Raw genomic sequence first — 18,367 nt, 5'->3', positions numbered from 1 at the left:
CCGGTGCCGGCGGGACGTCCCGCCGGCACCGGGCGGCCCACCCCGCGCCATCCCCACCACACGTCACCCCCCCGCGTCACCCCCTGCCCCCCGCATGACGAGGAGCTTCATGACCTCCCCCCGACCTCGCCGCGCCCTGCTCGCCTCCCTCACGGCCGCGGCCCTGCTGGTCCCCGTCGTGGCGGCGCCCGGCACGTCCGGCGCGGCGGTGACCGCCGCCGGGCACGCCCCGCAGGCCCCCGTCCAGCTGTCCGTCGGCGACCGCGCCCGCCCCCTGAACGTGGAGGGGACGCCCCTGTTCGGATGGCGGCCCCGCGACGTCGACCCCGGCGAGATCCAGTCGGCCTACCGCATCGTCGTGCGCACCGACCCCGCCACGGGCGGCGGCGGGGGCGAGACGGTCTGGGACAGCGGCAAGGTGGCCTCCGGCCGGCAGGAGTACGTGCCGTACGCGGGTCCCGCGCTGGAGCCCGGCGCCGCCTACACCTGGACGGTCCGCACCTGGGACCGCACGGGCCGGGCGTCGGCGTGGTCGCGGCCCGCCTCGTTCGAGATCGGCCTGCGCGACCAGGACTGGCAGGCGAGCTGGATCCGCCGGACCACCGCCGAGGCCGACGACTACACCCTCGCCCGCAAGGACATCACCGTCGGCCCGTCGCCGGTCGTGCGGGCCCGGGTCCACATCGCCGCGAGCCACCAGTACGCCCTGCACCTCAACGGGGAGGTCGTCGACCGGGGCCCCGCGTTCAACTACGCCGACGACGGCTACTACCGCACGGTCGACGTGACCTCCAGGCTCCGCGCCGGGCGGCCGGCCACGCTCGGCGCCCTCTACCACTGGTACGGCGGCGGGCAGGGCCGTCCCAAGGGCGAGCCGGGACTGCTCGTGCGGCTGGTCGTCGACCACGCCGACGGCAGCCGCCAGGTCGTCGTCAGCGACGCCACCTGGCAGGTGTCGCGGGCGCACTGGAAGCAGGCGCCGCGGCGCAACGGCGACGGCGGCGACTGGGTCGAGGACATCGACGGCACGGCCGAGCAGCGCGGCTGGGACCGGCCCGGCTTCGACGCCTCCGGCTGGCAGCCCGCGCAGGTCGCCGGGCAGCACCCGACGCCCGTCTTCACGAGGCTGCGCGGCCAGGAGACCGGGCTGTCCTACCGCACCGTCCGCCCGGAGAAGGTCACCCGGCTGGAGTCCGGCGCGCTGGTCGCCGACTTCGGCAAGGTCATCCCGGCCGTCCCGGTCGTGCGGTTCCGCGACGGGCAGGCCGGACGGCACGTGGACATGGACGCCGGGTACGTCGTCAAGGAGGACGGGTCGGTCTCCCGTTCCAAGAGCGACAACCAGAACACCGACCTCAGCTACGGGTACACCCAGCGCGACGGCGACCAGACCTTCCGCGCCTTCACCTACGAGGGCTTCCGCTACTTCGAGATCGCGCCCGGCGCCGGGGTGGAGCCGGAGGACATCTCCGCGGTCGTCCAGCACACCGACGTCGACCTGGCGCGCACCGCGCGGCTGAAGACGTCCGACGCCGGGGTGGACGCCGTCTACGACCTCATGAGGCGGTCGGCGCTGTACGGCTCGCAGAGCCAGTTCCTGGACACCCCGACCAGGGAGAAGGGCCAGTTCCTCGGCGACGCGGCCGACATCTCGCTGGCGACCATGGCCGCCTACGGCGAGCGCCGGCTGACCCGCCAGGCGATCCGGGAGTTCATCGCCTCGCAGTCCCGGTACTGGCCGGACGGGCGCCTCAACGCCGTCTACCCCAACGGCGACGGCAAGCGGGACATCCCCGACTACACCCAGATGTTCCCGGGCTGGGTCATGGACTACTACCAGCAGTCCGGGGACACCGCGACGCTGGCCGAGGCGTACCCGGTGATGAACGCCGTGGCGGGCTACGTGCGCCGGCACGTCGACGCCGGCACCGGCCTGGTGACCGACCTGACCGGCGGGTCCGGCGCGTACCGCTACGGGATCATCGACTGGCCCGCGACCATGCGCTACGGGCACGACATGGACACCGCCGCCCGCACCGTGATCAACATCCTGGGCGTGGACGTGTTCGAGGCGTCCGCCCGCGCGGCCGAGGCCCTGGGCAAGGCGGACGAGGCCGCCACGCTGCGCGCCGAGGCGCGGACCCTGACCGGCGCGATCAACGCCCGGCTGCGCCGCCCCGCCGACGGGATCTACATCGACGGGCTCAAGGGCGACGGCGCGCAGAGCACGCACGCCTCCCAGATCGCCAACGCCTACGCGCTGGCCTACGGCGTCGCCCCGGCCGCCGACCGGGACCGCGTCCGCGCCTACACCGCCGGGCTCGGCATGCGGATGGGCCCGTTCACCGCGCACCGCCTGATGGCCGCGCTCGCCGAACGGCCGGACGACTTCGTGACCCGCCTCACCGACGCCGAGGGCCCGGGCTGGGGCAACATCCTCGCCCGCGGCGGCACCTTCACCTGGGAGTCCTGGGACGCCCCCGAGACCGGGCAGAGCCACTCGCACCCCTGGGGCGCCACCGCGCTCGTGGACGTCAACCGGACGCTGCTCGGCGCGACCGTGACCGCCCCGGCGGGCGCCGCGGTCCGGGTGCGCCCGCCGGCCACGGGCCTGGACCGGGCCTCGGGGACCCTCCCGCTCCAGCGCGGCGACCTGAGGGTCGACTGGCGCCGGGGCGGCGGCGGCTTCTCCCTCACCGCCGAGGTGCCCGTCAACGTACGGGCCGAAGTGCACGTCCCGGCCCGTTCGTCCGACGAGGTCCGGGTCACCGGCCAGGCGCGCTTCCTCGGGATGCGCGACGGCCACGCCGTCTACGAGACCGGCTCCGGCCGCGTCTCCTTCCACCGGCGCTAGCGGGCGCCACAGCACCACCCGTACAGCAGATCAGGAGAACGACCATGAACGACGACCGCGACGAGCAGGGCGGGGTCTCTCGCAGGCACGTGTTGCAGATCGGCACGGCCGCGGGCGCCGGGGCGGTGCTCGCCTCCGCCCTGCCGCTCGGGGGGCCGGCCGTCGCCGACGCCGCACCAGGCCAGGCCGGTCCGCTCGCGGCGGACGGGTTCGCCCGTCCCGCCGCGGCGGTCCGCCCCCGGTTCCGGTGGTGGTGGCCCGACGCCCACGTGACGCCCGCCGAGATCCGGCGGGAGATCGACCAGATCGCCGACGCCGGCTTCGGCGGCGCGGAGATCGTCGCGCTGCACCACAGCATCCGCGACAAGTCGGTCCTGGACCCCGAGAACCACGGCTGGGGCACCCCGGCCTGGAACGCCGGCGTCGAGGCGGCGCTGGACCAGGCCCGCAAGCGCGGCATCACCGTGGACCTCACCATCGGCCCGGCCTGGCCCGCCGCCGTCCCCACCCTCACCCCCGACAGCCCCGCCGCCGTCCAGGAACTGGCGTACGGGAGCGTGACGCTGGCGGGCGGCGCCGCGCACGACGGCCCCGTCCCCGAGCCGGTCGCCGCGCCCGAGCACGGCGTGACGCGGCGCGACCTGGTGGCGGTGCACGCCGTCCGGATCGACACCGCCAACTCCACCCGCAAGGAGACCGGGCTCGCCCGCGACTCGCTCCAGGACCTCACCGCGCGGGTACGCGACGGCCGAATCCAGTGGACCGCTCCAGAGGGCGGGGAGTGGGTCCTGCTGTCGTACTGGCGGCGCGGCAGCGGCCAGCGTCCCGAGTCGGGCCCGCACAGCGCGCCGGACTGCGTGGTCGTCGACCACTTCAGCCGCGCGGGCACCGACGCGGTGATCGACTTCTGGGAGAAGCGGCTGCTCACCCCGCGGATCCGCCGGCTGATCAGGCAGGCCGGCGGGGCGCTGTTCGAGGACTCCATCGAGCTGGAGACCCGGGCCCTCAACTGGACCCCGGACCTGCCCGCGGAGTTCGAGAAGCGCCGCGGGTACTCGCTGTGGCCGTACCTGCCGGTCATCGTGCGCAACAAGGAGGCCACGGTCTTCTCCTACGAGTCGGGCGTGACGGCCGGTGTCCGGCACGACTTCTGGCTCACCGTCTCCGACCTGTTCAACGAGCACCACTTCACCCGCCTCGCCGAATGGGCGCACTCCATCGGCCTGAAGTTCCGCGCCCAGCCCTACGGCCTGGAGACCGACGCGATCCAGACCGCCGCCATCCTCGACATCCCCGAAGGGGAGTCGCTGGGGTTCCGGAACCTCGACGACTACCGTGTCCTGGCGGGCGGCCGGGACATGGGCGGACGCACGGTGCTGTCCTGCGAGGCGGGCGCCTACCAGGGCGGCGCCTACAACACCACCTGGGACAGGCTGCTGCGCACCATGGGCGGGGCCTACGCGGCCGGGCTCAACATGACCGTCCTGCACGGCTTCTCCTACGCCACCGCGCCCGGCGTCAACTGGCCGGGCTTCGCGGGCTTCACCCCCTACGGCGGCGCGATCGGGTACTCCGAGTCCTGGGGACCGCGCCAGCCCACCTGGCGGCACGCCGGGGACGTGTCGGCCTACCTCGGCCGCGTCCACCAGGTCATGCAGGCCGGAACCATGCGCGCCGACGTGGCCGTCTTCCGCCAGAAGGGCTACACCAAGACGGGGATCGGCGCGGGGTGGTTCACCGCGAACGGGATCCCCCAGGGCTGGACCCACCAGTTCGTCAGCGCCCCGATCCTGGAGCTGCCGAGCGCGACCGTGTCCGGCGGGCGGCTCAACCCGCGCGGCCCGGCCTACAAGGTGATCTTCATCGAGGGCGACCGGTTCTCCGGGAACGCGCGCACCCTCCCGCTCGGCACGGCGCGCCGCCTGCTGGAGCTGACCCGCGCGGGCCTGCCGCTGCTGTTCACCGGCGACTGGTCGGCGGCCACCGTCCCGGGCGTGGCCGGGGAGGGGGAGAACGAGCGCCTCCGCGCCGTCCTGGCCGAGTTGTTCGCCCAGCCCAGGGTCCGCAACGTGGCCACCGACGCCGAGGTGCCCGGCGCGCTCGCGGCCCTCGGGGTGCGGCCCGACGTCTCCTACGCCACCACCTCGACCCTGCTCAACGCGCGCCGGGTCGCCGATGGGGTGGACTACTACTACCTGTGCAACGGCAAGCACGCCGAGACGGTGAAGCCGCCGGTCGCGGCCATCGACCACGAGATCACCCTGACCCGTGCCGACCGGAACGCGGTGCCGTACCGGCTCGACCCCTGGACCGGCGCCATCGAGCCGATCGCGGTCTACGCGGCGGACGGCGACAGGGTCACGGTCCGGATCGCCCTCCAGCCGAGCGAGTCCGCCGTCATCGCGCTCGCGCCCGGCCGCTCGCCGCGGGCGATCGCCAGCGAGGCGGAACGGGTCCGGGTCGCCGACGGCGGGCGCCTGGCGATCCGCGACACCCGGCCCGGCACCTACACCACCACCCTGCCCGGCGGCCGGAAGGTCGCCGCCACGATCGGGGACCTGCCCGCCGCGCTGGAGCTCACCTCCTGGCGGCTGCGGGTCGAGTCCTTCGGACCCGGCGCGACCCCGGCGGAGACCGTGACCACCCGGCACGAGGTGACCCTGGACGCGCTCGTGCCCTGGCCGCAGATCCCCGAGCTGGCGGACGCCTCCGGGGTCGGCGTCTACACCGCGACCGTCGACCTCGGCGAGGACGGCTGGCCGGGCGCCTACCTGGAGCTGGGCGAGGTGTTCGACACCTGCCGGGTCACCGTGAACGGCAGGCGCCTGCCCGCGGTCGACCAGATCAACCCGGTGGTGGACGCAGGCCCGTACCTGCGGCGCGGCGCCAACACCATCGAGGTCGAGGTGGCCACCACCCTCAACAACCGGCTGCGGGTGTCCGACCCGGCGGTCTACGGCAACGCCGCCCGCCAGAACTACGGGCTGATCGGCCCGGTCCGGCTCGTCCCCTACGGCGAGGCGCTGATCAGGACCGGCTGATCAGAACCGCTGATCAGGACCGTGATCAGAAGCGCTGATCACGGCCGACCCAGCGACGTGGGGGAGGGCGTTGGCCCGCCCTCCCCCACGGTGAATTCCCTTCATCCCCGTCCAGCCACGAACCGGAGTGCGAGGAACCCATGAACCACAGCGTAGCCAGTCGATTCCGTGGACGAGCAGCCTTGGCGCTGAGCCTGGCGGCGGTCACCGTGCCGCTCGTCGTCTCGGCCCCGGCCACCGCGGGCCTGGCCGACGACCGCCGCCCCGCCAAGCCCTGGGACGCCTACAACCTCTCGCCGTCCTCCCGGACGATCCATCCGACCGGGGTCTTCGCCGTCCAGGGCGAGGTGAGCGACCCGCAGGCCGTGCTCAAGGGCGGCCGGACCGCGCTGAGCGGCGCGGGCGCCTCCCTCACGCTCGACTTCGGCAAGGAGGTCAGCGGCCTGACCACGCTGAGCTTCGCCGGCTCCGACGGCGCGCAGCGCGTCGGCCTGGCCTTCAGCGAGTCGTCGGTGTACGCGGGCCAGCCCACCAGCGACGCCTCCACCGGAGGCCCGCGCAGCCGGGACGGCGCCCTGTCCACCGAGGTCGACGGCCGCACCACCTACACCACCCCGGCCAAGTACCTGCGCGGCGGCTTCCGCTACCTGACGATCTTCCTGGAGTCCGCCGGGCGGGTCGAGCTGGACGGCGTCTCCCTGCACTTCACCCCCGCGCCGAAGATGAAGGACCCGGCGCGCTACGCCAACCACTTCTACTCCAGCGACGAGCTGCTCAACCGGATCTGGTACGCCGGCGCCTACACCATCCAGCTCAACACCATCTCCCCGAAGACCGGGCGCATCTGGGAGCCGCCGGCGCAGCTGTGGGACAACACCGGTGACATCGGCGTGGGCGACACGATCCTGGTGGACGGCGCCAAGCGGGACCGCACCGTGTGGCCGGGCGACCTCGGCATCGAGATCCCGGCGGCGTACGCGGCGTTCAACGACACCGAGTCGGCCCGCAACGCGCTCACCACCGTGTACCAGCACCAGCGTGACACCGGTGAGCTGCCCTACGCGGGCCCGATGCTCAACAAGTACGGCTCCGACACCTACCACCTGTGGACCCTGGCCGCGAGCTGGGACTACTACACCTACACGGGCGACGCCGCCTGGCTGGCCGGGATCTGGGACCGCTACAAGCACGGCGTGGACTTCATCTCCGGCAAGGTCAACGACCGCGGGCTGCTGTCCATCACCGGCACCTCCGACTCGGTGCGGATCCTGGCCAAGGGCGAGAACCTGATCGCCAACGTGCTGCTGTGGCGGGTGCTGGAGACCGGGTCGCGGCTGGCGGCGGCCCAGGGCGACAAGGCCCTGGCCTCCTCGTACGCCGCCCGCGCCGCGGCGCTGCGCACCGCCGTCGACACCCACCTGTGGGACGAGGCCGCCGGGGCCTACAAGTTCTACCCCGACTCCACCATCCACGCCCAGGACGGCAACTCCCTGGCCGTCTGGTACGGCCTCGCCGACCGGGACAAGGCCCGGCGCATCAGCCGGAACCTCACCGGCAACTGGAACTCCGTGGCGACCACCGCGCCCGAGAACAAGGGCAACCCGGGCGTGTTCTCCGGCTCGATGGAGGTCAACGCCCACTTCGCCGCCGGCGGGCAGGCCGCCGACAAGGCGGGCGTGGACATCATCCGGCGCCAGTGGGGCTACATGCTCGACCACCCCCAGGGCACCCGCAGCACGTTCTGGGAGTCGTTCCGCAACCCCGAGGACGGCTGCGTCTTCTGCAGCTCCTACGTCAGCCTCGCCCACGCGTGGGCGGCCGGCCCGACGCCCGCCCTCACGTTCTACGTGCTCGGGCTGAAGCCGACCGGGACCGGCGGGCGCACCTTCGAGTTCGTCCCCCACACCGCCGACCTGTCGTTCGCCCGGGGCCGCATCACCACCCCGCGCGGCCCCGTGGACGGCTCCTGGAAGATCAAGAACGGGACCTACAGCGCCAGGCTCACCGCCCCGCCCGGGGTGGAGGGCCGCGCGGGCGTGCCCACGTTCGGCGCGCGGATCAAGGTGTTCGTCGACGGCCGGATGGTCTGGGACGGGACCAGGGCCCGGGGACGGGCGTCCAGCGACGGCGAGTACGTCTACGTGGACGGGCTGCGCGGCGGCGTCTCCATCACCAGCGAGCGGCTGGGCGGTTCGTGAACGTCTCCGCCTCGCCTTCGAGTGTCACCCGCCGTGCCTTCATCGGCACGGCGGGTGCCACCGCCACCGCGACCGGCCTCGGCCTCGCCGCCGCTCCCGCGTCGGCCGCCCCCGCGGCACCCGGCGGAGGCACGGGCAAGGGCGCGGCGGCGCTGTCGCCGTTCCCGCTGTCGGCCGTCACGCTGCTGGACGGCCCGTTCCGCGCCAACATGCTCCGGACCTGCGCCTACCTGAAGTTCATCGACCCTGACCGGCTGCTGCACACCTTCCGGCTGAACGTGGGGCTGCCCTCGCCGGCCGAGCCCTGCGGCGGCTGGGAGGCCCCCAACGTCCTGCTGCGCGGCCACACCACCGGCCACCTGCTGTCGGCGCTCGCGCAGGCGCACGCCGGCACCGGGGACGACGCGTACGCCGCCAAGGCGCGGTACCTGGTGGCCGAGCTGGCCAAGTGCCAGGCGGCCTCGCCCGCCAAGGGCTTCAGCCGCGGCTACCTGTCGGCCTTCGGGGAGGAGGTGTTCGACCAGCTGGAGGCCGGCGCCAAGCCCTGGGCGCCCTACTACACCCTGCACAAGATCATGGCGGGGCTGCTCGACCAGTACCGGCTGAGCGGGAACCGGCAGGCGCTGGACGTCCTGACCGGCATGGCCGCCTGGGCGGGCGCGCGCACGGCACGGCTGTCCCGGGAGGCGATGCAGGCGCTGCTGCGGGTGGAGTTCGGCGGCATGAACGACGTGCTGGCCGAGCTGTACCTGGTCACCGGAGACCCCGGGCACCTGGCGACCGCGCGGCGCTTCGACCACGACGAGCTGTTCGTGCCGCTGGCCGAGCGCCGCGACGCGCTGAACGGCCAGCACGCCAACACCCAGATCCCCAAGGTGGTCGGGGCCGTACGCGAGTACGAGGCCACCGGCGAGGCCCGGTACCGCGACATCGCGGCGTTCTTTTGGGACACCGTCGTCCACCACCACACCTACGTGATCGGCGGCAACAGCAACGAGGAGTTCTTCGGCCCGCCCGGCGAGCTGGCCAGCCGGCTCGGCGAGGACACCTGCGAGAACTGCAACACCTACAACATGCTCAAGCTCTCGCGGCTGCTCTTCCTGCACGACCCGGGGTCGCCGGAGTACATGGACTACTACGAGTGGGCCCTGCTCAACCAGATGCTCGGCGAGCAGGACCCCGACTCCGCGCACGGGTTCTGCACCTACTACACCGGCCTGTTCCCGGGGTCGGAGCGCAAGCCCAAGGGCGGCCTCGGGGCGGCGCCGGGCAGCTACAGCGGCGACTACGACAACTTCTCCTGCGACCACGGCACCGGACTGGAGACGCACACCAAGTTCGCCGACAGCGTCTACTTCCGGTCGGAGGACGCCCTCTACGTCAACCTCTTCGTCCCGTCCGAGGTCACCTGGGCCGAACGGGGCGTCCGCCTCCGCCAGGAGACCGGCTACCCGCACGCCGAGACGACCCGGCTCACGGTGACCGAGGGCGACGCCCGCTTCGCCCTCAAGATCCGGATACCGGGCTGGCTGGGGGCGCAGGGGAAGCACGCCTCGGTGCGGGTGAACGGGACGGCCGCGCCCGGCCTGGGCAACGCCGCGCGGCCCGGCACCTACGTCACCGTCGAACGCCGCTGGCGCCGGGGCGACGTGGTCGAGGTCGCGATGCCGATGCGGCCGGTCTGGCGGAAGGCGCCCGACAACCCCTGCGTCCAGGCCGTCACCCACGGCCCGGTCGTGCTGGCGGGCGCGTACGGCGACACCGATCTCACCACCTTCCCGGCCATCGACCCGGGCTCGCTGCGTCCGGTCGAAGGCGCGCCCCTGCGGTACACGGCGCGGGCGGACGGGGCCGAGGTGCGGCTGATGCCGTTCGCCGAGATCCACCACCAGCGCTACAACGTCTACTGGGCGACCCCCGCCCCGCGCCGCCGCCCCGGCCTGGTGGCCCACTACCCCCTGGACGAGGGGCGCGGCACCGCCGCGGCCGACGCCACGGGGAACTGGCCCGACGCCGTGCTCGCCGGCACCGCGACCTGGGACGGCGACGGCGGGGGAGTGGCACTGGACGGCACCGGCGGTCACGTCGTCCTCCCGCCCGGCCTCCTCGCCGGGCTGGACGCGGTGACCGCCGCCCTGTGGGTCCGGCCGGACTCGCCGGTCACCAACATCCGCGTCCTCGACCTGGGCTTCAACCGCAGGACGTACTTCTACGTCACGCCGCGGACCGGGGCGGGCCGGACCCGGTTCGCGATGAGGATCAGCGGGATGGAGGGCGAGGACTTCGCCGACGCCCCCGCCCCGCTGCCCACCGGCGCCTGGACGCATGTCGCGGTCACCGTGACCGGCGGGACGGGAGGCCGGACCGGCGGCGGCTCCGCGGTCCTCTACCTCGACGGCGTCGAGGCGGGGCGCAAGGACGGGCTGATCATGAGCCCGCTGGTGCTGGGCGCCACCTCGCAGAACTTCCTGGGCCGCTCCCAGGACACCCGGCACCCGTTCCTGCACGGCCGGCTGGCCGGCTTCCGGCTCTACGACCACGCGCTCACCGCGGCCCAGGTGGCCGAACTGACAGCGGAGGGACGCGGCCGGTGAACGACGCCGGCGCGGCCCGTGCCGCGCCGGCCCGTCCCGCCGGTCCCGCTCTTCCCATCACCCAGGCATCCTCGAGGAGTCTCCCTTGCGCATCCCCCTGCGCGGTCTCGCCGCGGCCGCCCTCATCGCGGCGTTGCCGCTGACGGCCCTGGCCGTCCCCTCCGCCTTCGCCGACCCCGGCCGCGGCCCCGGCGCCGTCGGCCTCCGCTCCGCCGACCTCGCCCAGGCCCTCGGCATCGACGACACCACGCCCCCGCTGACCTGGCGGCTCGGCACCGAGGGCCGCGACGTCGCCCAGACCGCCTACCAGGTCCAGGCCGCCACCAGCCGGGAACGGCTGCTGTCGGGCCGCGCGGACCTGTGGGACACCGGCCGGGTCGCCTCCGCCGGCCAGCGCGTCGACTACGCGGGCAGGAAGCTCGGCAGCCGGGCCCGCGTGTACTGGCGGGTCAAGGTCTGGTCCGGCGGGCAGCCCTCGTCCTGGTCGGCACCGGCCTGGTTCGAGACCGGCCTGACCTCGCCGGGCGACTGGTCCGGACGGTGGATCGGGCACAAGGACTGGCAGGTCAAGGACAAGAAGCCCACCCCGATCGCGGTGAAGCTGCCCGCCACCACCGCCCGGTACGTCCGGATCGAGGTGAGCAGGCTCGGCCTGCCGAAGGTGGAGAACCTGCCCGACCCGACCTGGCGGCTCCAGCTCGCCGAACTGGAGGTCCGCGACTCCGCCGGCTCGGGAGCCAACCTGGCCGCGGGCACCACCGTGACCGCGTCCGACAACGGTGGCAACGTCAACCGAGTCTGGGCGCCCCGCTATCTCACCGACGGCACCCAGACCACCAATCAGGGCTTCGCCGGATGGTCCAGCTCCGCCTACGACGGCGCGGACGTCTCCGGAAAGCCGCTCGTGCTCACGGTGGACCTGAAGGAGGCCAAGACCTTCGACCAGGTGCTGCTCTACCCGCGCACCGACGGGCCCGCCGAGGGCGGCAAGGTGCCCTACGCGCCCGCCGACTTCACGGTCGGCGCGGGCGACGCCGCCGACGGCCCGTACGAGACCAGGGCGCGGGTCACCGGCCAGGAGCCGCCCGCCTCGCCGGTCCCCGAGGCGCTGCCGATCTTCGCCAGGGACTTCGCGCTGCCGCGCGGCGTCCGCTCGGCCCGCCTCTACGTCAGCGGCCTGGGCGTCTACGAGGCCCGGCTGAACGGCACCCGGGTCGGGAACGCCGAGCTGGAGCCCGCCAACACCGGTTACGCCAAGCGGGTCACCTACGCCACCTACGACGTCACCGGGATCCTGCGGCCTGGCGGCAACACCCTCGGCGTGGAGCTGGGCAACGGCGCCGCCAACGTCATCTCCACCCCGGACCGCTACCGCAAGTACGCGGGCACGATCAGCGACCCCAAGCTGATCGCCCAGCTGGAGGTCACGCTCGCCGACGGGCGGGTCCAGAGGATCGTCAGCGACGGCGGATGGCGCAGCGCCCTCGGCCCGGTGACCTTCTCCCACTGGTACGGCGGCGAGGACCACGACGCCCGCCGGGAGCGGCCCGGCTGGGACCGGCCCGGCGCCTCCCGGGCCGGCTGGCCGGCCGCCGTGCCGGTCGCCGCCCCCGGCCCCGCCACCGCGCTCAGCGGCCGGTCCGCCGAGCCGGTGCGGGTCATCGAGAACCTGGACGGGCGCGAGATCGGGAAGGGCGACGGCTACCGGGTCTTCGACATCGGCCGCAACATCGCCGGCCGTCCCGAGATCACCATCGACGCCCCGGCGGGCACCACCGTCCGGGTCGTCCCGGCCGAAAGCCTCAGGGACGGCCGTCCCTATCAGTCGATCTCCAACGTCGGGGTCCCGATCTGGGACGAGTACACCACCCGGGGCGCAGGAGCCGAGACCTGGCACCCGCGGTTCAGCTACCACGGCTTCCGCTACCTGGAGGTGCGCGGGCTGCCCGAGGGCGCCTCCCTCAAGGTGCGCGGCCAGGTCCTGCACGCCGACAACGCCTCCGCCGGCTCGTTCGCGTCCTCCAACGAGCTGGTCAACGGCATCCACGGGCTGATCCGGCGGGCCATCGAGGGCAACATGATGAGCATCTTCACCGACTGTCCGAGCCGGGAGAAGCTGGGCTGGCTGGAGCAGACGCACCTGGTCGGGGACGCGCTCGCGGCGAACTACGACGTGCACGGCCACCTGCGCAAGGTCGTCCAGGACATGGCGGACGCGCAGACCGAGACCGGCCTGATCCCCTCCACCGTGCCCGACTACACGGTGCTGGCCGGGTCGTACCGGGACGACTCGAACTGGGGCGGCGCGTTCGTCGCCGTTCCGTGGCAGCTCTACCGCGCGTACGGCGACGCCGAGACCATGCGCGCCCACTACCCGGCGATGAAGCGGTACGCCGCGCACCTGGAGAACCGGGTCAGCGGCGGGCTGACCGACTACAGCCTGGGCGACTGGATCACCCCGGACCGGACGTTCCCCAAGACGGTCTCGGGCACCTACGGCTGGTGGCGGGTCAATGAGACCCTCGCCAAGATCGCCACGACCCTCGGCCACACCGAGGACGCCGCGGCCTTCAAGGCCAAGGCCGACCTCAGCGCCAAGGCCCTGTCCGACAAGTACTACGACCCCGCGACCGGCACGTTCGCGGGCGGCGGGCACGGCGCCGAGGCCATCGCCCTGGACATGGGCGCGGTCCCGGCCGGCCAGAAGCAGCGGCTGCTGGACCACCTGGTGTCGAGCATCGAGGCGGCCGGCTGGCACCTGCTGCTCGGCGAGATCTCGCTGCCCTCGGCGTTCCGGGTGCTGTCGGAGAACGGCCGCGACGACGTCGTCTACAAGATCGCGACGCGGACCGACAGTCCCAGCTACGGCTACCAGGTCGTGCACGGCAACACCGCGCTCGGCGAGATGTGGGACGGCACCAGCGGCCAGTCGCAGAACCACTTCATGCTCGGCACGATCGACTCCTGGTTCACCTCCCGGCTGGCCGGGATCGACCAGGCGCCCGATTCGGTCGGGTTCCGCAAGCTGCTGATCAAGCCGTCGGTGGTGGGCGACCTCACCCACGCCGCCGGGACGCGCCAGACCCCCTACGGAGAGGTGCGCACGTCCTGGAAGAAGAAGGACGGCGGGGTCGAGCTCACGGTGACCGTGCCTCCGGGCAGCACCGCCGAGGTCCACGTCCCCGGCGGCCAGGTCCGCACCGTCGGCTCCGGCACCTGGACGTTCACCTCCTGATCACCCGCCGGACGGTGTGACCACCGGGCCCGGAAGGAACGCCGCGGGGCGTCCCTTCCGGGCCCGCGGTCATCCGGGCAGGCCGGCGAAGTCCGCCATCCGCTCGACGGCGTGCGCGAAGAGCGCGTCGGCGGGGTCGAAGGTGTTGGCCAGATGCCCGAACAGCTCGAAGCCGATCATGCCGAAGAGCTGGGTCCAGGCGATCGCGGCGCGGGTGAGCGCGGGCCCGGGCAGGTCCGGTGCCACCAGCGCGGCCGTGCGGGCCGCCTGGCCGGCGAGGTCCGGTGCCAGCTCCTCCGGCGGTTCCCGGAGGCCGCCCGACCGCCAGGCGTCCCGCACCACGGACAGGAGCGCGGTGGGGACGCGGCTCGCGGACGCGATGGTCGCCTCCGGCGCCTGGTAACCGGGCACGGGGGAGCCGTAGATGAGCGCGTACTCGTGCGGATGCTCGACCGCCCAGTCCCGTACGGCCGAGCAGCAGGCCCGCCAGCGTTCCCGGGCGCCGGCGCCCGGGCGGTCCGCCGCCTCGACCCGGTCGCCGAGCGCGTCGTAGGCGTCGATGATCAGGGCGGTCAGCAGCTCGTCCCGGCTGGGGAAGTAGCGGTACAGCGCCGAGGAGACCATCCCCAGCTCCCGGGCCACCGCGCGCAGCGACAGGCCCTGCGCGCCCGAGGCCCGCAGCTGCCGCCGGGCCTCCTCCTTGATCTCGCGGGTCAGCTCCGCCCTGGCGCGCTCGCGCGCGGTACGGCTCGCGTTCATGCCCGCATCCTGCCAGAGGTCAGAGCGCCGAACAAATTAGAGAGCACTGCTCTTGCGAGAACCGTCCGGATGCTGCACACTGCTCTTAACCGAGAGCACTGCTCACGCAATCTCGCCCAGGGAGCACGTCATGACGATCACCAGCGACCGCTACGTCCGGCCCGCCGGGCTCGAGGCCCACTTCAACCGGGTCGCGGCCTTCCTCACCCGGCACGGGATCAGCCTGCTCGGGACCCGGATCCTGGCCGTGCGCGGCCACAAGAGCGGCGAATGGCGGACCAACCCCGTCAACCTGCTCACCCACGAGGGGGAGCGCTACCTGCTCGCCCCGCGCGGCCACACCCACTGGGTCCGCAACATCCGCGCCGCGGGCGGCGGCGAGCTGCGCCTGGGCCGGTCCACCGAGCCGTTCACCGCCGTCGAGCTGCCCGACGAGGAGAAGGTCCCGCTGCTGCGCGCCTACTTCGAGCGGTGGGGGTGGGAGGTCGCCCGCTTCTTCGAGGACCTGCCCAAGAAGCCCACCGACGAGCAGCTGGCCGGCGTGGCCCCGGGCGTCCCCGTCTTCCGCGTCCTCCCGGCGGAGGGCGACGGCCGGCGCGGGTGACGGCGGGCGCGGGTGACGGACGGTCCGGAACGGCTTCTAGGGTGGGAAGCGATCATCGAAGTCGTTCGTCAGGGGGAGATCGTGACCGTTCCCAACGTCACGCTCAACAACGGGATCGCGATGCCGCAGCTCGGGTTCGGGGTGTGGCAGGTGGCCGACGCCGAGGCCGAGACCGCGGTGAGGACGGCGCTTGAGACCGGCTACCGCAGCATCGACACCGCGCGGCTCTACAAGAACGAGGAGGGCACGGGCCGCGCGCTGCGCGCGTCCGGGATCCCGCGCGAGGAGCTGTTCGTCACCACCAAGCTGTGGAACTCCGACCAGGGCCACGACTCCGCGCTGCGGGCCTTCGACGCCAGCATGGAACGGCTCGGCCTGGACTACCTCGACCTCTACCTCATCCACTGGCCGATGCCGGCCCGCGGCCGCTACCTCGACACCTGGCGGGCGCTGGAGAAGCTGCTCGCCGACGGGCGCGTCCGGGCCGTGGGGGTGTCCAACTTCACCGTCGAGACCCTGACCAGGGTCATCGACGAGGCGGAGGTCGTCCCGGCGGTCAACCAGATCGAGCTGCACCCCTACCTCCAGCAGGACGCCCTGCGGGCCTTCCACCGGGTGCACGGCATCGCGACCGAGGCGTGGAGCCCGCTCGGGCAGGGCAAGGGACTGCTGGACGACCCCGTCCTGGCCTCGATCGCCGAGGCGCACGGCCGGACGCCGGCGCAGGTCGTGCTGCGCTGGCACCTGCAGATCGGCAACGTCGTCATCCCCAAGTCGGTGACGCCGTCCCGGATCGCGGAGAACTTCGACTCGTTCGGCTTCGAGCTGTCCGACGAGGAGATGGCCGCGATCGGGCGGCTGGACAGCGGCACCAGGCTCGGCCCCGACCCCGAGACCTTCGGCTAACCCGGGGTCGCCGCCGGTGGGACGTTGTAGGCGATCAGCGCGGCGGTGTCCCCGGACATCCGCACCTCGGTCAGCGCGCAGTTCACCACCTGCGGGAACACCGTCCGGTAGCGGGAGTGCGGGATGCCCAGCAGCTCGCACAGCATCAGGCGCAGCAGGGTGTTGTGGGTGACCACCAGCACCCGCTTCCCCTCGTGCCGGTGCGCGATCCGGCGCAGCGCTCCGACCCCGCGCTCGGCGGCCTTGACCGGATGCTCGCCGCAGGGGAAGGCGCCGGCCACCGGGTCGGCGCGGAACGCCTCGACCTCGGCGGGCGGAAGCTCACCGAGGGTCCGGCCCTCGGCGCTGCCGAAGTCCAGCTCGATCAGGTCGCCGTCCACCGTGACCGGAAGGCCGAGCGCCCCCGCGGCGGGGGCCGCGGTCGCCCGGGTCCGGCTCAGCGGGGACGACCAGACCGCCTCGATCGGCGTGCCGGACGCCCAGTCCGCCAGCCGCCGGGCCTGCTCCCGTCCCGTCGCCGTCAACCCGATGTCGCTGATACCGGCGTAGCGGTTCTCCGCGTGCCACACGGTCTGACCGTGCCGTACCAGGTAGAGCGTCGTCGTCACGTCCCCGTCACCCGTGTTCCCGTGCGTGGGCGGCCACCTCGGCGGGCAGCCAGCCGCGTCGTTCCAGTTCGTCCAGCAGCCGGTGGTAGGGCCCGGTGAACCGCGCGGTGCCGCCGGGCCGGGGCTCGACGGCGGCGCGGATCCGGACCATGGACTCGGCGATGTCGGCCAGGGGGCGTGCCGGTCCCTCCTGCGTCGCGCAGGCCGCCAGGATCGCCATCCCGAGCGCCGGGTCGGCGTGCTCGGGGACGCGGGCCGGCCGGCCCAGCACGTCCGCGCGGAGCTGGCACCAGTACGCGCTGCGCGCCGCCCCGCCGGTGAACGTTACCGGTCCTTCGACCGGTGCGCCCAGCGCGCCCACGTAGGCCAGGGCGAGGCGTTCGGCGAACGCCACGCCCTGCAGCAGCGCCGCGTGCCGGTCGCCGTCGTCGGCCGGGTCGCCGAGCATGAAGCCCACCGCGCCGGGGGCCAGGAAGGGGAAGCGCTCCCCCCGCGACACCAGCGGGTAGGCGACGGCGGTGGACGGCTCCCAGGCGGCGGCGCGGGCGTCCAGCGCGGCGAGGTCGGCGCCGGCCGGCAGCACGCCCGCGCCCACGCTGGAGGCGCCCCCGGGCAGCCAGGTGCCGTCAGGGGAGCGGTGGCTGTACATCACCCCGGCCGGGTCGCGGACGGGTTCGGCGGTGACCCCCTTGAGCACCAGGGTCGTCCCGAGAACCGAGTTCCACCGCCCCACGCGCAGCGCCCCCGAGCCGAGCTGGGAGGCGCATCCGTCCGTCATCCCCGCCACCACGGGGGTGCCCTCGGCGATCCCGGTGGCCTCGGCGGCCTCCCGGCAGACCTCGCCCAGCACGGTGCCGGGACGGACCACGGCCGGCAGCAGCGCCGGGTCCAGGCCCAGCGCCTCGAAGACGCCCGCCGGCCAGCTCTCGGAGAGCAGGTCGTAGCCGGTCTTGAGGGCGTGGCTGGAGTCGGTGGCGACGGGGCCGCCGACCAGCCGCCGGTTGACGAAGTCGGCCTGGTGCGCCAGCCGGGCCCCCGGTGCCGTCCCCCGGCGGACCAGCCACAGCGCCTTGGCCAGCGCCCAGGACGGCTGGATGCGGACGCCCAGGCGGTCCCAGACCTCGGCGCCGGTCTCCTGCGCCTCGGCGGCCTCGGCGGCGGCCCGCCCGTCGTCGTACATGAGTCCGGCGGTCAGCGCCTCACCGGACGGGCCCGCGAGCAGCACCGTGCCCGACGTGCTGCACACCGCGACGCCGAGCACGGCCGCGTCCAGCCCGTCCAGGGCGGCCCGCGCGGCGGTCCGGACGCCGGCCCACCAGTCCTCGGGGCTCTGCTCGTGCCGTCCGGCGGCGGCGCGGCGCCCGGCCAGGGGAGCCGAGCCGCGCCCCAGCACCCGCCCGGAGGCGTCGGCCACCAGGGCGCGCACGCTCTGCGTGCCCAGGTCGATGCCCAGCCATCCGGGAGGACGGTCGCCGTCGGGTACGGGCACGATGTCCTCCGTTAACTTCTCGGCTGGTTCTGTGAAGTTATAACAACCATGGTGACACCTAGCAAGGTCGCGGGCGAAC

At 73.7% G+C, this 18,367-nt stretch carries 10 protein-coding genes; 7 read left to right on the top strand and 3 right to left on the bottom strand.

What is annotated here, in order from left to right:
* Positions 1-109: 109 nt before the first annotated feature.
* The 5 genes from IW256_RS23920 (at position 110) to IW256_RS23900 (ending at position 13,922) form a co-directional block, all read left to right on the top strand.
* On the top strand, positions 110-2,854 hold the full coding sequence (locus IW256_RS23920) for a family 78 glycoside hydrolase catalytic domain (protein ID WP_197013108.1): 2,745 nt from the start codon (positions 110-112) through the stop codon (positions 2,852-2,854).
* Positions 2,855-2,898: 44 nt separating this feature from the next.
* Entirely contained in the window at positions 2,899-5,895 is a 2,997-nt protein-coding gene (locus IW256_RS23915) for a glycosyl hydrolase (protein WP_197013107.1), read from the top strand.
* A gap of 182 nt (positions 5,896-6,077) precedes the next feature.
* Positions 6,078-8,093 (top strand): alpha-L-rhamnosidase-related protein, encoded by a 2,016-nt coding sequence (locus IW256_RS23910; protein ID WP_197013106.1) that lies wholly within the window; start codon positions 6,078-6,080, stop codon positions 8,091-8,093.
* Positions 8,090-10,687 (top strand): glycoside hydrolase family 127 protein, encoded by a 2,598-nt coding sequence (locus tag IW256_RS23905; RefSeq protein ID WP_197013105.1) that lies wholly within the window; start codon positions 8,090-8,092, stop codon positions 10,685-10,687. Before IW256_RS23910 ends, IW256_RS23905 begins: the two co-directional genes overlap by 4 nt.
* Positions 10,688-10,772: 85 nt before the next feature.
* The gene (locus IW256_RS23900) at positions 10,773-13,922 is read left to right on the top strand and encodes a family 78 glycoside hydrolase catalytic domain (RefSeq protein WP_197013104.1); all 3,150 of its coding nucleotides are present in this window, start codon (positions 10,773-10,775) and stop codon (positions 13,920-13,922) included.
* 69 nt (positions 13,923-13,991) lie between these two features.
* Here IW256_RS23900 and IW256_RS23895 read toward each other — a convergent pair whose 3' ends face one another.
* A complete protein-coding gene (locus IW256_RS23895; RefSeq protein ID WP_197013103.1) occupies positions 13,992-14,681 on the bottom strand; it encodes a TetR/AcrR family transcriptional regulator in 690 nt (229 codons plus the stop codon).
* 130 nt (positions 14,682-14,811) lie between these two features.
* Between IW256_RS23895 and IW256_RS23890 the strand changes: the two genes are divergently transcribed.
* Positions 14,812-15,285 (top strand): nitroreductase family deazaflavin-dependent oxidoreductase, encoded by a 474-nt coding sequence (locus tag IW256_RS23890; protein WP_197013102.1) that lies wholly within the window; start codon positions 14,812-14,814, stop codon positions 15,283-15,285.
* 120 nt (positions 15,286-15,405) lie between these two features.
* Positions 15,406-16,191: an aldo/keto reductase gene (locus IW256_RS23885; RefSeq protein WP_197016505.1), complete on the top strand. Its 786-nt coding sequence runs from the start codon at positions 15,406-15,408 to the stop codon at positions 16,189-16,191.
* Here IW256_RS23885 and IW256_RS23880 read toward each other — a convergent pair.
* Both IW256_RS23880 and IW256_RS23875 read right to left on the bottom strand, forming a co-directional pair.
* On the bottom strand, positions 16,188-16,799 hold the full coding sequence (locus IW256_RS23880) for a histidine phosphatase family protein (RefSeq protein WP_197013101.1): 612 nt from the start codon (positions 16,797-16,799) through the stop codon (positions 16,188-16,190). The two genes, IW256_RS23885 and IW256_RS23880, sit on opposite strands and share 4 nt — an antisense overlap.
* A 7-nt stretch (positions 16,800-16,806) precedes the next feature.
* Positions 16,807-18,288 (bottom strand): FGGY-family carbohydrate kinase, encoded by a 1,482-nt coding sequence (locus IW256_RS23875; protein ID WP_197013100.1) that lies wholly within the window; start codon positions 18,286-18,288, stop codon positions 16,807-16,809.
* Positions 18,289-18,367: the final 79 nt, after the last annotated feature.

This window comes from Actinomadura viridis, from assembly GCF_015751755.1.
Lineage (GTDB): Bacteria > Actinomycetota > Actinomycetes > Streptosporangiales > Streptosporangiaceae > Spirillospora > Spirillospora viridis.
Note: the sequence above shows the minus strand (reverse complement) of the source record. Positions and strands in the feature narration are given on the sequence as shown.